Here is a 14,738-nt window from a genome sequence, read left to right as displayed (position 1 = left end):
ACACGTTGCAGCCTTCCCTTTAGCCAGCAGTCGCCAAGATCATTCCACGCCATGCAGGTGGGCTCCACGGGATTTCGGCTCGCCTTGACTGGGCCCCCATAGTGGTCCCGTGGGCAGGGATGGAGCGCCCTGGCTGAGGCTGGCCGTGGTCGCGGTCACGGAGGACGATCCCGGGCCGCGGCTCTGCCGTGACTGTGGTGGCCCATTGATGCCGACGGTGAAGGCGGCGGCGGTGTTCTGTACGTCGATGTGTGTGCCGTTCGCGGCACTGGCGGCGGATGCGGCGGGCAGGCGCGAGGGCCCGGGCGGTGCAAGGTGCCAGGGCTGCCACCTTCCCGGAGTGTGGGGTGTCCTGAACCGTTGGCGTCGAACGTGCTTCCTCGGCAACATACTGTTCTCCCGCCTGTCGCAAACGGGCCTGGCATCGACGGCGGACGCAGTGGCGCGGGATGAGTCGAGCGCTAGCACCAGGTGTCGTGATGCATTGACTCAGCCACCAAGTCGCTGAGCTGCGTCAACGTGAGACTGGACTAAGAGGTCCTAACAAAGGCGTTGGACGTGTCGGTGGGTGATGAGGCAGGTAGCGAGGCCGAGGAAGGCTTCGTGGATGTCGTCGCGTCGTTTCCCAGTGGGTTCGCAGGCCTCGGAAGCCGTGAACCCAGGCGATGGTCCGCTCGACGACCCAGCGGTGGATGCCGAGGCCGGATCCGTGTGGGACGCAGCGGCGGGCGATCACGGGCTTGATGCCCATCGCCCAGACCAGTCGGCGGTACTTGTCGTGGTCGTAGCCGCGGTCTGCCAGCAAGGTGTCGGGCCGCTTCCGTGGCCGTCCCACCAGGCCGGAGACCGGCGGAATCTTCTTCAGAAGGGGTATCAGCTGAGTGACGTCGTTGCGGTTGCCGCCGGTCAGCGAGACGGCGAGCGGGATGCCCTGGCCGTCGACGACGAGGTGGTGCTTGCTGCCTGGACGTGCGCGGTCGACCGGGCTGGGCCCGCTTTTGGGCCCCGTCGAGCGGCCCGGATGTGGGAGGAGTCGATCACCCCCCGTGACCAGTCGATCTGCTCGCGGCCCGCAGTTTTGTGTGCAGAACGGCGTGGAGCCGGCCCCAGACACCGGCCTCATTCCGGGCCTCGAGGCGGCGCCAGCAGGTCATACCCGGACCCGAAGCCCAGCTCCTGGGGCAGGTACTCCCACTGGATACCGGTATGCAGCACGAACAAGACACTCCGCATAAGGCCTGCCGGTCCGGCACCCGCGGCCTCCCCGGCTTCAGCTTCGGTCCCGGAACCGGCAACAACGGCTCGATCAATTACCACAGTTCGTCCGAGACGATCCACGGACGAGACTTCCCCCTTCCCGACGACCAGACCAACGAGCATCCGACAGTCACGCGGCTGGCGCCGGGGCGCACTTACGAACCTGCTCAACCCCAAGGTGGGCGCCTTCTACGTGGCCGTCCTGCCGCAATTCATTCCGGTCGGCGCCCCGCACGTGACGACCGGTATCCTGATGGCAGGCATGCACATCCTGCTGGGCTTGCTCTGGGCAGGCGTACTGATCGCATGCCCCCGGGCACTCCGCGACAGCCTTCGACGTCCCTCAGCACGCCGGATGCTCGTCTGCATCAGCGGCACGGTCATCGCCGGCTTCGGCGTCCGTGTCGCCCTTGGCGACTGAACCTCATCGCCCCCTCATCCTCTACGCGCCATCGTGTGAAGTGCGGAGAAGCCACGCTCCGTGCTGCCAGTACGAGGTCGGATCCTCGCCCCTGTGCGAGGCCTGCAAAACCGGCGGCGCGTGCAGTACGGGCGCTAAGCACCGTGTCCGTGCTGCCGCCGGACCTGCCCCGGCTCCGCACCCTGGTCACCTACCTGCGCGGCGAGCTCGGCCGCGCCGAGAAGGCGCTCGCGGCCGCCGTGGCGCACCAAGGCCGCCCAGAACCGCAGCAAGGACCAGGCCCGCAACCACCGGCTGTCGCACGCCGGCTCCGACGGCTCCAACCCCGGCCACAAGGCGACATCCTCAACCTCCTTCAAGGAGATCGGCGTCGGCGTCTCCGGGACCAGCCACTACTGGACCCGGAACTTCGCCACGGCCCGTTGAGACCGCGCGACCGGCATGGTGCCTGCACCACGCCGGGTCGCCCCCTCCCCCCAGCAGCCGTCGTCCCACCGCCACCCTCCGGTACAGGCTTCACCGGCCGGTCTCGACCGGGCGGCGGCACCGGCGCCGCCGCGGTCAGGCCGTCGCAGCCGCAGCCGCAGCGTGATCGGTACGGGCCCGCATGCGTGCCGCGTCCGCGCGTGGCGGCGCGCCGAACTGCCGTTTGTACTCGCGGCTGAACTGCGAGGGGCTGTCGTATCCCACGCTGGAGGCGACGCCGGTCACGTCGTGCGGGCGGCGGGCCAGCAGCAGCCGCGCCGCCTGCAGCCGGATCTGCTTCTGATACTGGATCGGGCTCATCGCCGTGACCGACTGGAAGTTCCGGTGGAACGCGGAGACGCTCATCCCGGAGGACCGGGCCAGGTCTTCGACGCGGAAGGCCTCTGCGTAGTTGTCGCGGATCCAGCCCACTGCCCGGGTGATGTGCGTCAGGCCGCTGTCCGCCAGGCCGAGCTGCCGGACGGCTTCGCCCTGCTCCCCCGTCATCAGCCGCCACAGGATCTCCCGCTTGGCCAAGGGGACCAGCACCCGGCGGTCGCGCGGCCGGTCCAGCAGGCGCAGCAGCCGCACGATCGCGTCGATCAGCTCTGCCGGTGCGTCGCTGACCGTGATCCCGGGCCGGGCCGACCGGGTGGAAGGCGGCAGGTCGCCCGGCCCCGCCTGCAGCATCAGCTCCGCGATGACGGCGGGCTCCAGCGTCATGCCGAAACCGAGTTCGGGTCCCCGGGCGATGCGTCCGACCACCGGCAGGTCGGCCGAGGCGACCAGGTACTGACCGACGCCGTATTCGTACACCCTGTCTCCGAGCGCGAGCCGCTTGGCCCCCTGGGCGATGACCGCGAGCATCACGCCGGACATCGCGTACTCCGGCTCGGCGCCCGGTTCGGCCCGGCAGATCCGGACGCCGTCGATGGCCGTACTCAGATCGGGCCGCGCATGGCGGCCCAGCAGGTCGCGGAGCTCGTCGAGGGACATGCCCCCATCTCACCACGAGACCCGGCAGGATTCCCCGCCTCGGGGCAGGATCGTGCAAGGACGCGCGGAGATCGGGCGAATCTCCGCGCCGGGCCGGGGAAAGGGGGCGGGGGCGTGCAGCCGAGCGTACGACTACGACCCGGTGCCCTGCTCCTCGTAGTGGGCTATCAGCCGGCCGCGGGCGATGGCGTGGAACCGCAGGTGGAATCCCACCAGGGCCGGCGTCGCGTCCGCATCCGGGCCCAGCTTCTCCCGGTCGACGGCGTACACCGTGAACACGTACCGGTGCAAGCCGTCCCCTTGCGGAGGCGCGGCCCCGCCGAAGTCCCTGCTGCCGTAGTCGTTCCGCACCTGCACGGCACCGGCGGGCAATCCATCGAAGCCCCCGGTTCCGGCCCCCGCCGGCAGCTCGGCGACGTCCGCCGGGATGTCGAAGACCGTCCAGTGCCAGAACCCGCTGCCGGTCGGTGCGTCCGGGTCGTAGCACGTGACCGCGTAGCTGCCGGTGCCCTCCGGTCCTGCAGACCAGCCTATCTGCGGCGAGGAGTTGCCCTTCGCGTACACATGGGCGTCCGGGAGGATCCCGCCGTCGCTCAGGTCCGTGCTGCTCACCGACAGCTCGGGCACCTGCGGGTGGAAGTCGTGCGGCAGCGGACGCCGTTGCACCTGATCACTCAACTTCTTGTCCTTCTTCGTGTCTACAAGGGGTGTTCCCCGAGCGCCGGGGGCACGTGCCCATCGGAGCACGAATCCGGCGGGGGGCGGATGCCGCCGGGAGGATCGTGCAAGAACCCGCGACCTTTACCCGGCACCAGGCGCGGGAGTCGCATCGAGGGCACGTCACCGAGCGGCAGCTCGTCCACCGAGGATCCCGAACCCGACGGGCTCCTGGGGGCAGAACGTGCGAGGACCGGCCGGCGCCCAGCGCCAGCAGTCTTTACAAAGACCTCGCACGGTCGGAGGTGTCGTAGGGGTCACCACGGCACCGACCGGACCACACACGTCCTGCCCCCGGGCTGGACAACGCCGCCCGGGCCCATCAGAGATCCAGAACCTCTAATTACTAACGAATTAGAGGTGTCGTTCTCCGCAGGAGGCTTGCCCACGCCCCCTGACCTGCACGAATGCCAGATCATCGGATTCGTGGGGTCCCACCTGCGGTCACACCCTCGGTCCCCCGCCCAGTGCAACCGTGCAAACAACCCTCCAGCCGCCCCCGATCAACCTCTCGCGAGGCTCAGCAGGAGGGGTCCCAACCTTCGGGGCCGGCGCCGCGCCACTCCACGAAGTCGGGGTCGGTGAGGTCCACGTCCTCGGCGTTCTCCAGCCTGACGGCCGCGAGGAAGACCCGGATGTCGGCCGGGCGGTACGCGACCCCGATCGAGACGCCGTCGTAGCGCACCCGGCGCCAGCCCTGCTCGTCGGGCGGATAGACGATCAGCTTTGCGGATGCGCCCAGCCTCTTCCCGTCCTCGCTCACCGGCACCCGGCCGCGCGCGAACGGGTGAGGCTCACCCCGGGCCACAGCCCGCGGACAGTGGCACCGGCGCCTGCGACCGCGGAGTACGTTCAGGAGTACGGGGTGCGGCCCTGGCCAGCAGGGCCGCGACGGCGGGTCGCGCGCCCACAGCGTCCTGCCGAGCAAGGCCCGCGGCCGGAGTCAGGTTCCACTCCCTCGTGCGGATGAAGCCGAAGCCGACGGCGAACCGCCTCCCGTCCCCCGCCGTCGCAGCGGACATGAAGCCGATCGACAAGCAGCACATCGCGGAGCCGGGCCTGGTGGTCCTGGACATCACCGGTGGGGACGAGGACACCGTCCGGGCCGTCATCGCCACGCTGGAGGGGCGCTGGGCGGCCTCGGGCCTCGGCCCGAGGCGCCGGAATCCTGGCGAGCCAGGCGTGCGGGCCCGGATCTACGCCGACGTCCTGCGCCCGGGACGGGAAGCCCCATAGCCACGGGCCCCCTGGGCAAGCCGCCCTCGCGGAGGGCTTGCCCAGGGTCGCCTTGGGCTTGCCCATGCGCTCAGGCTTGCCCGGCCGCCGGCACCCACAGGGGGTGAGCCCGCCCGGTGCCGTGGCAGTGGGAGCACGGTCCGCCGCCGGGCATGCTGTGCGCGTCGATGGTGGTGACGGCGTCACGCAGGAGTTGGGTGAGGCCGTCCACGTGGTCCGTGTGGAGGGCGAGCTGGTGGCGCTTGCCGAGCAGAATCTCCAGCGCGGTGCCCGGCGCGGCGGCGCCCAACTCGTAGGTGAGGCCGCGGGTGACCGTGGTGATCAGATCGTGGATGTGGCCCATCGTCTCCCCGCCGGACAACTCCACTCGCGCGGTGAAGCCGATGTCGTCGGGCCGGGTGAGGGAGAGCAGCGCGTCAGCTCGCTCGAAGGGGACGAGGCGCCCAACAGATTCGCAGTGGGTCTGGCGGAGGGAGGCGAGGGCGTGCCACATGTCCCCCGCATCTCTGCCCACGTGCCCGGTGTTGCTCTGCTTGGTTCGTCTCATGGCTCCGGTGTACGTGCGGCGAGGAGGCGTCGGGCGGCTCCGGGCCTTCGCGTCCCAGGCGGTGACGCCACGACTCGGAAGCCGTCCCGCCACGTGCTCCGGACGCTGGGCAAGCCCTCCGTGTCGATGGCTTGCCCAGCACAAGCCGTGACCGGTCCGCGGGCCCGGCCGTGACCGATCCATCTCCCCCGATCGGTCAACCCGCACGTCAGCGCCGTGACCGGTCCATGCAACTCTCGGCCGAGGCGGTGACCGGTCATCGGTCATCGGTCAGCTGGCCCTGCCCGGGGTGGGCAAGCCGGTGTTCGGGCGGCTTGCCCAGGCTCTCGTTGGGCTTGCCCAGCGCCGGTCAGCGGCCGACCGCTTCGGGGTAGCGGGCGCGGCGCCGGTGCGGGTCGTCGACGCCGATCTCGTACCAGAGGCGGGCCTGGGACATCCTCATTCCGGCCTGTCGTGAAAGTGCTGGTCACGAGTGATCTGGCATGCACGTACGGCATGGCTGTCAGTGGGGTCGTGCATGATCGGTGCGTCAGTTCTCTGTAGACGGGAAGGCGCCATGCCGATCACAAATCAACAGGTAGCAGGGCACGCGTTTCTCCGGCCCATGTACGAGGACTCGTACTTCCCCGATCGCGTCGTCGACCAGGGCAGGGCGATCCTGCTGCGGCTGTGCGAGCGGATTGAGGCTGAGCAGCCGCCGAATCTACAAGCCTTGTACGCGCTCACACAGGCCGCGACGGAGGAGTTCAATCTGCTGGAAGCGGAGTTCGAGGCAGCCGGCAGTGAGATCGAGACGGTTGCGCGTGAGCGGATCGCTGAGGAGTTCTGGCTTGTGGCGTCGGCATACGGGTTCGCAGACGCGGATACAGAGGAGCTGATCGCTGGCAGAGACTGGTGAGCAAAGGCCAGCCTGATACCCGCCCCGGTCACCTGCCCCATGGCGCAGTACGGAGCCTCATCCTCCAGGGACATCACGGATGGCACAGGAGTCGCACGATGCAGATCACAGGTAGCGACCTGTACGTGAATCACCCAGTGTTGGCCATCGGTTCGACCCAGTGGATCCCCACGACACTGGCTCTCAACAACGAACCCGCTGTCGGCTGAACCGTCCTTGGATGCCGACAGGCATCGCTTGATGGCATGTTGGGCAGCGAAGGGGGCGTGTTCGCCGTCATTCGAGAGCCCGCATCCCAGGGAGCGGGAGTCCTGCGCACTGCCCCTGTCGCCGGCGAGACGACCTGGTCGCTCGTCTGCCGGATCGCTGCACGCTACGGCCAGGACCCCAGCAGGCTGACGGGTCACTGGCAGTGGCTGAACCAGCAGCCCAGACACCCCGGCGGCGCGCTGCGCGCGGACGCGGAAGTGCTGCTGAACGGAGGCGGTCGAGCGGTGCTGGCTGCGCTGTGCGGAGTGGACGAGGCGGTACTCGGCGCCGGCCGCCCGCGCCCGCGCCTTGCCGTCGTGGGGTCAGGACGACGACCAGCTTGGCGATCAGTCCTCTGGGGTTGCCAGGGCACTGAGGCGCGTCGGAGGCAGGGTGGCAGGGGCTGGTGGCTTTCGGCTGTCGGTCGTGTGTGGCCCGGCGTACAGGGGAAGTGCCGCGGGTGGTCCGGTATGCAGAGCGTTGGGAGCGCGTGTGCGAGCACCAGCGGCAATGGGCACTGGACACCGATACCGACCTCGACATGGAGCACCTCGACCTGCGTGCCACTGCGGAGATGGCCGCCGCGCAGCGGCGGTGGGAGGGGCCCCTGGCCTCGGGCGGCCGTTAGGTTGGGGGTTGGGCTGCGTGAACTTGCTGGGTGGAGATGTCGCCGGGAAACGACGGCGGTCGGGCGCGGCGCGGGTATCGCTGGTCAGGGGGTGCGTGGCGTGTCAGTGGGTGCTGGCAGTCTTACCCGGTGAAGATCAACGGATTTGACGATGACTCGCTGGTGGCCGGGGAGGAACTGGTCTCCCGCCGGGGTTTCTGGGTCGCGTACCTCATGTGGATGTGCTACCCGGAGAACTGGTGCGTGCCGGAGCCTCCACCGACCCCGGAGTGGTTCGGCGCGGACTCGGCCGATGCCTACGCCGTGTCCGACGTGCTGACGGACGAGGACAACCGGCCCGTGTTCCGGATCCCGTTCGGCGGCGGGCACACCGCGGTGGTGGTGAACGGTTCCGAAGACCGGGGCACGCACTATCTCATCACCCACCCCGACTGGCAACGACACGGCCACCTCGCGACCATCGACGGACCCCAGGCGGGCCCCGGCCTGTCCTGGCGGGAACTGCTGCACATCGCCGAGACCCCGGACCACGAGTCCCCCGGAATCCATGACCGGCACGCCCGACTGCTGCTCCTGCTGCCCGCGATGAGCGACCAGGAGACTCTGTATGAGCGCATATACGCCATGGCGCCGACGCCGGCGATCGACGCAATCGCCGAGGCGCTGGTCCGGGTCGGCGTTCTGGCCGACAAGGCTGTGCGCATGGCGGAGATCCTGGTGGACCATCGGCTGTGGGAGCCGACCTCCTGGTCGCTGTCCGATGAGCAGCCCTTCGGCGGCATTCTCTACAGCGATGACCCCCGCAGCCCGCGGCATGATCAGAGGCTCGCCCAAGGCATCACTCAGGAACAGCACGAACAGCTCGCCCGCGCACTCGGAACATGGCCCGTCTGACGTCAAGAACCGACATGTGGACGGTCACTCATTTCCCCAGGGCTAACTTTACGTAATTCCCCGGGTGCTGGCCTCGTCAGCGGTCTATCGCCCAAGGAGCGTCTGTGGGTGGGGCACCTGTTGTGAGGATGTGGCTGACGATCCGCATCGCTTCTGCCAGAGGCACGGTGTCCTCGTCGGGATACTCGTCGTGCGGTCCGTCGCCAGAAGAAAACCGCTGCTCGAGCTGCTGGCGCCGGGGCTGAGGGCGTGCTCGCCGGGATCGGCCTCGTATCGAGGAGCCCAGGACTCGACGATGTGCATGACCCTCTCACACAGTCTGAGAGGGTCGTCCTAGCTGGTCGGCGGCTTGTCCGTCGGGTTCTTGGGGCGCTTGTTCGGACGGTAGCTGGGGCCGTTCATGATGACTTGGTGGCTGGTGTTGATCAGCCGGTCCAGGAGTGACTCGGCGACGACGGGGTTGGGGAAGAGCGGATACCAGTCGCTGGGTGCCCGGTTGCTGGTGACGATCAGGGATCGGCCCTGCCGTTCGCTGACCAGCTCGTAGAGGTCGTCGGCCTGAGCCGCGGTCAGCTGGCGCATGACGAAGTCGTCCACGATGAGGACGTCCGGGCGGACCAGTTCCCTCATCCGCTTCTCCCATGTCCGGTCCGCGTGCCCGCCGGCCAGCTCGGCCAGGATCCGGCTGGTCTTCGCGAAGCGGGCGTGGGCACCCAGGCGGATCGCGAGGTGCCCGAGTGCCTGGGCGACGTGGGTCTTTCCGACCCCGACCGGCCCAAACAGAATCACGGACTCTCCGGCATGGAGCCAGCGCAGTGCGGCCAGGTCCCGGATCTGGGCGGCCGGACGCCGGATCGATTTCGAGTCGATCCGCCGCCTGAGCAGGATCGCTCCGGTCTCCAGGGGCCGCGTCCAGTTCGGCGCGAGCAAGGCCGGCGCCGTCGACGTCCCGCGCTTCGCCGCCGGGCACGTCGACGACCTGCCCGGGGCACACCCCCCAGGTCCACTGGGCGCAGCTGCGCACGGTCGGCAAGGGCCGACGCTCTCCCCTCCCGTACTCCAGGCCCGCCGGCCTGAGCGCCCCGGCCCCGGCTCTGATGGACGACACCTCTTCCCCTCGGCTATCGCGTGGGAAAGACACCACCTCATGCAGTTGAGCCGTCAAGCCGTGGGTGTTGAACCGCTCCTTCGGATCTTGCCAAGGGCCCAGCCCTGGGCCCGCCGCGCACAGGGGTCGGCTGAGGATCTCCGGCGGGCAGGTGGATCACCAGAGGCCGAAGAACCGTGTCCACCAAGTGGGCCGTGCGGCGAAGTGCTCCAACGCGCTGGGGCCCTCGTAGTCACTCTCCAGCAGTTCTTCGGGGACGCTCACGTAGTCCAGGTCGGCCAGCGCCCCTCCACAGTGGCGAGGTCCCCGAGGTCCAGCGCCCCCTCCTCATGGGCCTCGTCCGGCCTAGGAAGGCCCCCGGATTGTCGGCGCAGATCTCGGCGAGGGATCCGAACTTGCTCACGCAGACCACGATCCGCGTCCCGCCAGACCGTCGCGTCCGCAGGCACACGAACGCGCCCGTACTCACTGGAGTCCTGGGTGTCCCGCTCGGACTCGCACGAGGCACCGAAGTCCGCTTCGAGCCGACGCACCAGCCCGCCGAACTTGAGGCCGGTCGCCGCGCGGTCGTAGTGCAGCGGCCGTTCCAGCCGCTCGGGGTCATCGAATTCGCGCAGCACTGCCAGCAGTTCCATCTCGCTCTTCGCCATCCGCACACCCCGTCGACGAAGGCGAGGCCGAACAAGGGGCTGCGGCAGCCCACCGGGCCCTCGACGACGCCGCCCGCATCGACTCCACCCTCGTGGCCTCGCTGTGCTCACCTGTTCGGGTGACCCCGGGGTGTGGGCGGGCGGTTCTGGACGTGGACTGGGTGTCCCACCTCCCATTTCTGCGGTGACTTGCCTACGGAGGAGCAGCAGCTCGTATGGGCGGCCCAGGGCGCCCCGCGCGCGGAGATGCTCACCGCCAGGACCGACAAGCCCGGCTGGAAGTCCAAGCCCACCTGGTACCTCCTCACCACCCAGGACCACGCAGTGCACCCAGAGCTGCAGCGCTCCGTCTCCCAGTGCACGGGCGCCACCACTGTCGAGGTCAACAGCAGCCACGTCCCGATGCTCTCCCAGCCCGAGGCCGTCCTCGACTTGATCCGCAAGGCAGCCAACGCCGTGACCGCAGCGTTTGTCGGGGGATTGCAAGAGCGTCTGCAGCCCAACCGCGAGAACACGCTCTTCCGCTGGAGAGTGGTGTCGCCAAATTTGAGAACGCGTGGATGCTTGCTTCGGAACGTCGGTTGTGCTGTGTGCGGCGAGGGGGCGGGTGCTGTCATCCCAAGGGGGCCAGCGCTCGACGAAGTGCCGGACAGAAGGCGGGCGATGCGGCCGGAACCTTGAGGACGCCGCACCGCTCGCTTCACGCACGCCGCTCAACGTCTGCCACCACCCCTGCGGTGTGATCCAGCGGAACACCCGCGTACGTCGGCGCTCCCGCTCTTGCTTTGAGGCCGTCGCACCGGGGCGGAGGCCTACTGGGTTCCGTTGACGCAGACTGCTTCGACCCTCATCTGGATGGTCCCCGTGCCTTCGTTGGTACCACTGACGAACCAGCGGAAGGGGGGCCCCGACGGCGTCGAGAGGGGAAACGACTCTTCCGTTCGAAAGTCACCTCCGAAGGTGACGGGGCCGCCACCCGTGACGATCTTTCCCTCCGGGCAGTCCACCTGGGCGTTGCGGGTCTCGCCCGGAGGGATCTCTACCGCTTGGCCGAAGACCCTCTCAGCACCCGTCACGCCCCCTGAGCCGTTCGACGGGGTCGCGGCCTGGGCGTTCTGGCCGCAGCTCATGTTCTGGGTGCCGGTGTTGATGTGGCCATTTCCGACCTGCCCCATCGGGTAGCAAACTTGGAGGAGCGGCGAATTGCCCAGCAGTGAGAGGAGCCCCCCGTCGCCTTCAGCCTGGGCGCCTCCGGCGCTGAGGAGAAGCGTCGCCGTCGCAGCGGCGCTGATCGTGGCAAACCGCCTGGTGAGTTCCACTGAGCTGACCTTCCGTCCCTGGTGAGAATCCGGCGTATCAACGGACAGCGTGGCGCCGACCGCCGTCCGATGGGACGCCTGGCACACCGTTCCGTGCGGCTTTTCGCCCGTACGGCGTCAGCCCGACACCCAGCGTCTTCCCTACGGAAGTTGCCTCGCCGGGTTATCAGGCGCGATGACAGCAGGGGTCCCGCGACGCCTCCCAGAAGAGTTCGTCCCCCACGGACACCATGCCGGATAACGGACATCACGGGTTGTGGCGGATGTGTTTAGGACTGACCACCACGAAATATCCGCCACAGCCGTTTTCAAGGATCCCCATCAACCCGGAGTACGGCGAATGGTGCGCATGTCGGCGGCCTGGCCGGCCGAACTGGCGGGTGTAGTCAGGAGCCGACGGGTTCGTCCCAGGGCATGACGAGCGTGGCTGCACCTCAGGGACGCGGGCGGCGTCGTGGCCCGTGGACTCGCGTCGGGCCTGGAACGCCGGAGGCGGGGCCGGATGCGTCGCGTAGTCCATGTCGTCGAACCAAGCCGTGAAGCCCGAACGCACCGCGTCCGTCACCGCCTGGCCGATCAGTTCCCTTGCCTGCCCCACACGCACGGTCCCACCCATCCCCTCCCGGCCCCGGCCTCGCCGTCGCCGCATTACTGCGAAGGCCACCGGATCCAGCATGCGGTCGTTGCCCGTACGACCTCTCGCAGCGGCGGCAGTGGCGACCTCTTCGTCGTCGGCAGCAGCAGTGGCGCCATCGGCGGCGTAAGCGGCTTGGCTCTCGCAGGGCTTCCGTCAGCCGGTCCGCCGCCACCCCGGCCGCAGCGCCGCGCGGACCTACTCGGTGTCCGACACCTCGACCACCCGCCCACGACCACAGCCCCGGGCCGGCGTCAGCCGCCGGGACCAGGCCCGAACCGGCAGCCCCCCGCCAGGCCGCCAACGGAACCCGCAGCCTGGCTTTCGTCGTAGCTCTCACGTACCGAACGCACAGAGCGATGCGCGCGATGACGGAGGCCCTTCGAGCCTCCTACCTCACATTGAGCACCGCTTCTTGGGACTACCACTGAGCTGAAGAACTTCTGGCACGCGCTCCTCGGCTGCAGGGTCCGCGCCTGCTTCCTCAACGGCCCGCTTCGCGTCTCTTGATCAACTTGGGGTAGGGTCCGGCTCGCCTGAAGAACATAAGAACTGCCTTGGGGGATTCGGACTATGAAGCGCTGGGCGAAGTGGGTGGCTGTCGGAGCGGTGGGGGTGCCTATGGCGCTCGGCGTGGTGGCCTGTGCCGGGGAGCAGTCCCTGGAAGCAGCCGCGAAGGGCACCTGGGACTGCACAATCACCGATGGCCGCCGCGGGATCTCCGCGACGGTGACCGTGGGAGACGGGACCTACCAGGTGAGCGACGGTGGCCGCGAGGGCAGCTCCGGGACGTGGAAGCTCTCCGGCGGCAAGCTGGAGGTCAAGGGTGACGACGGCCCGTACCAGGTCAGCGGTGTGCCCGGTGAGGTGAAGGAGCTGATGGGGATGGAATTCGGCGAAGACGGCAGCAAGAAGCTGTCGCCGTGGAGCGTGGGGTGGAAGGGCAATACCGTCACCTTCCCGTACCACGGCGCCAAGGTCACCTGTCAGAAGATGTAGGCCCGAGGGGTCAGGCCCCGACGGCCCTGGACCTGGCCAGGGCACTGACCTTGCCCGAGGCAAGGGCCGAGACTCGAGGCGGTCCCTCACCATCGTCGGTGCGAGTGAGTGCCAGACAAGCGGAGTCCCGCCGGATCGCTATTCCGGCGGGAGATGCGGTCCCCGGCACAGGGGTTCAGTGGTGCCAGTCGCCGAGCGTGATGATGATGCTGGCGTCGTCGAAATCGTGAAGGGACTTGGCCTTGGGCGGCTGGGCCGCGTAGATGCCGATGTGTTTCCGTTGGCATACACGACGAGCAGAGCCAAGGGGACGGCGGTCCCGCCGGTTGCCTTGATCACGTAGCCGCCGTCCTGCGGCTCCATGGAGAGCGAAGCGCGCCTTTCCCGGGGTATCCGAGTTGTCTCGGTCAACATCAGGCCGGATTCGTCGGCCTGCTGCTGCTTCTTGTCGCTTACGGGGGATCCCTTTCGCCTGGTAGAGCCGTCACTTGGGTTTCAGCGTCGTGGCCGGTGAGGGGGCTGGTGTACCGACGACGTCTGACGGACGCAACAGCGGGATATGGGCCTTGCTCAGGGCGCCTGTTTCCTCGGTCGACCGCACGTGTGGGTGATCTCTCGGCGCTCGCGTGTTGCTGCCCGTCATCGAGGATGCAGCCTCCCACAAGGGAGCCGCAGCTTGGATGATGACCAGGCGATGCGTGCCGTCCTTGGCCGTACGGCCAAGGAGCGGGCCTTCGTCAGCAGCTCGGTCAGCATGCGGGCAGCACGCATGCTCGGACCGATCCTCGTTGCCGGCCCAGCCGGTGTCACTCATGGCTACGCGTTCACGGAAATTGCGCCAGAACCGGTTCTCGTGAACAAAGCCACCGACAGGACCTTCCGCGGCGCCGGCCGTGCTGAACGGGGATCGGTGTCCGACAGGTCGTGCCACAGGACGATGCACCAGCAGCGACGTGGCTGCTGATGCCCGCAGCGGCGGTACTCACCTACCGCCGGGCCCGGTGCGTTCTGGTGGTGCATCCAGGCCGTCAGTGCAGCCTGGAGGTCGGCGATTTCGCGGGGGTTGAGGGTACGGCTGGTGGCGTCGGTGTGCAGGCGGACTCCCGTGGCTGTGATCGTCCAGCCCGGACCGCGTCGCGGGGCGGGGGTCAGGGCTTCCCCTTCGGCCAGGCCGCGCAGTGCTTCCCGGACGGGCGAGGAGACGCGGCCGGTACCGTGCGGGAAGGGGGTACGGGGCCGGGGGGTGAGGCCGATAGCGGTGTAGAAGGTGGTCAGGGCGTCCTCGAGCGAGCGGGGTCCGGCCGGTGCGGCCCCGGTGAAGTCGTCGATGAGTTCCGGATGCGGGCGCGGTGCGTGCGGACCGTACGGCTGATCGTGCAGGGGATGCTCGTCGGTATCCAGACGCACGCACGCGGGCGCGATCAGTTCACGGGTGAAACCGCGGCCGATCAAGGCCGCATACACCTTGCGCAGCTCGGCAGCCTGGCGCGGTACCGGATGCGGGTCCGGGGCGATCGGCGCGTGCGGCTTCGCCGGCCACGGCGCCATCCCGAGAACCCCAGTGCTCTGGTGCAGCACACCGGCCTGCGTCAGCACCAGCGTCGCCTGCCGGCCCTTCACGTCCGAACCGAGCCGGAAACCAACCACCATCGTGCCCATCACGCCACCCTTCCCCGACCACCACAGCCGTCTGATCACGCCAGCCAGACCGCACGCGCGT

At 68.8% G+C, this 14,738-nt stretch carries 14 protein-coding genes and 2 pseudogenes; 7 read left to right on the top strand and 9 right to left on the bottom strand.

From position 1 onward, the window contains the following. Positions 1-540: 540 nt before the first annotated feature. Positions 541-1,310: pseudogene (locus ACZ6I1_RS09285) on the bottom strand (IS5 family transposase). Between the two features lie 140 nt (positions 1,311-1,450). Here ACZ6I1_RS09285 and ACZ6I1_RS09280 point away from each other — a divergent pair. Next, the gene (locus tag ACZ6I1_RS09280; RefSeq protein ID WP_469284885.1) at positions 1,451-1,678 is read left to right on the top strand and encodes a LysE family transporter; all 228 of its coding nucleotides are present in this window, start codon (positions 1,451-1,453) and stop codon (positions 1,676-1,678) included. A 561-nt stretch (positions 1,679-2,239) separates the two neighbouring features. Here the strand turns inward: ACZ6I1_RS09280 and ACZ6I1_RS09275 are convergent. The 3 genes from ACZ6I1_RS09275 to ACZ6I1_RS09265 form a co-directional block, all read right to left on the bottom strand. Further along, entirely contained in the window at positions 2,240-3,139 is a 900-nt protein-coding gene (locus tag ACZ6I1_RS09275; protein ID WP_469284883.1) for an AraC family transcriptional regulator, read from the bottom strand. 132 nt (positions 3,140-3,271) lie between these two features. After that, a complete protein-coding gene (locus tag ACZ6I1_RS09270) occupies positions 3,272-3,817 on the bottom strand; it encodes a YbhB/YbcL family Raf kinase inhibitor-like protein (RefSeq protein WP_469284880.1) in 546 nt (181 codons plus the stop codon). A gap of 559 nt (positions 3,818-4,376) precedes the next feature. Beyond that, the gene (locus ACZ6I1_RS09265; RefSeq protein ID WP_469284878.1) at positions 4,377-4,619 is read right to left on the bottom strand and encodes a hypothetical protein; all 243 of its coding nucleotides are present in this window, start codon (positions 4,617-4,619) and stop codon (positions 4,377-4,379) included. Positions 4,620-4,822: 203 nt separating this feature from the next. On the opposite strand from ACZ6I1_RS09265, the gene ACZ6I1_RS09260 reads away from it, so the two are divergent. Continuing rightward, positions 4,823-5,092: a DUF6207 family protein gene (locus ACZ6I1_RS09260; RefSeq protein WP_469284875.1), complete on the top strand. Its 270-nt coding sequence runs from the start codon at positions 4,823-4,825 to the stop codon at positions 5,090-5,092. A gap of 70 nt (positions 5,093-5,162) precedes the next feature. Here the strand turns inward: ACZ6I1_RS09260 and ACZ6I1_RS09255 are convergent, their stop codons facing one another. Next, positions 5,163-5,639 carry a hypothetical protein gene (locus tag ACZ6I1_RS09255; protein WP_469284873.1) on the bottom strand — a complete coding sequence of 159 codons (477 nt, stop codon included), beginning with the start codon at positions 5,637-5,639 and terminating at the stop codon, positions 5,163-5,165. A 556-nt stretch (positions 5,640-6,195) separates the two neighbouring features. On the opposite strand from ACZ6I1_RS09255, the gene ACZ6I1_RS09250 reads away from it, so the two are divergent. From ACZ6I1_RS09250 to ACZ6I1_RS09240, 3 genes are all read left to right on the top strand, one after another. After that, positions 6,196-6,537 carry a DUF5713 family protein gene (locus ACZ6I1_RS09250; RefSeq protein WP_469284871.1) on the top strand — a complete coding sequence of 114 codons (342 nt, stop codon included), beginning with the start codon at positions 6,196-6,198 and terminating at the stop codon, positions 6,535-6,537. 739 nt (positions 6,538-7,276) lie between these two features. Continuing rightward, on the top strand, positions 7,277-7,414 hold the full coding sequence (locus tag ACZ6I1_RS09245) for a hypothetical protein (protein WP_469284869.1): 138 nt from the start codon (positions 7,277-7,279) through the stop codon (positions 7,412-7,414). Between the two features lie 129 nt (positions 7,415-7,543). Then, the gene (locus ACZ6I1_RS09240; RefSeq protein ID WP_469284867.1) at positions 7,544-8,308 is read left to right on the top strand and encodes a hypothetical protein; all 765 of its coding nucleotides are present in this window, start codon (positions 7,544-7,546) and stop codon (positions 8,306-8,308) included. A gap of 333 nt (positions 8,309-8,641) precedes the next feature. Here ACZ6I1_RS09240 and ACZ6I1_RS09235 read toward each other — a convergent pair. Further along, positions 8,642-9,166: pseudogene (locus ACZ6I1_RS09235) on the bottom strand (ATP-binding protein); the annotation flags it as partial. A 510-nt stretch (positions 9,167-9,676) separates the two neighbouring features. Beyond that, a complete protein-coding gene (locus ACZ6I1_RS09230; protein WP_469284865.1) occupies positions 9,677-10,066 on the bottom strand; it encodes a hypothetical protein in 390 nt (129 codons plus the stop codon). A gap of 132 nt (positions 10,067-10,198) precedes the next feature. Between ACZ6I1_RS09230 and ACZ6I1_RS09225 the strand changes: the two genes are divergently transcribed. Then, positions 10,199-10,747, top strand: coding sequence for an alpha/beta hydrolase (locus ACZ6I1_RS09225; protein ID WP_469284863.1), 549 nt, complete (start codon positions 10,199-10,201; stop codon positions 10,745-10,747). Between the two features lie 131 nt (positions 10,748-10,878). On the opposite strand, the gene ACZ6I1_RS09220 is transcribed toward ACZ6I1_RS09225, so the two are convergent. Next, positions 10,879-11,385 (bottom strand): hypothetical protein, encoded by a 507-nt coding sequence (locus ACZ6I1_RS09220; protein ID WP_469284861.1) that lies wholly within the window; start codon positions 11,383-11,385, stop codon positions 10,879-10,881. A gap of 1,207 nt (positions 11,386-12,592) precedes the next feature. Between ACZ6I1_RS09220 and ACZ6I1_RS09215 the strand changes: the two genes are divergently transcribed. Beyond that, a complete protein-coding gene (locus tag ACZ6I1_RS09215; protein WP_469284859.1) occupies positions 12,593-13,018 on the top strand; it encodes a hypothetical protein in 426 nt (141 codons plus the stop codon). Between the two features lie 816 nt (positions 13,019-13,834). Here ACZ6I1_RS09215 and ACZ6I1_RS09210 read toward each other — a convergent pair. After that, the gene (locus ACZ6I1_RS09210; RefSeq protein ID WP_469284857.1) at positions 13,835-14,677 is read right to left on the bottom strand and encodes a hypothetical protein; all 843 of its coding nucleotides are present in this window, start codon (positions 14,675-14,677) and stop codon (positions 13,835-13,837) included. Positions 14,678-14,738 lie beyond the last annotated feature (61 nt).

It is taken from the genome of Streptomyces sp. NPDC046303 (assembly GCF_055588085.1).
Note: the sequence above shows the minus strand (reverse complement) of the source record. Positions and strands in the feature narration are given on the sequence as shown.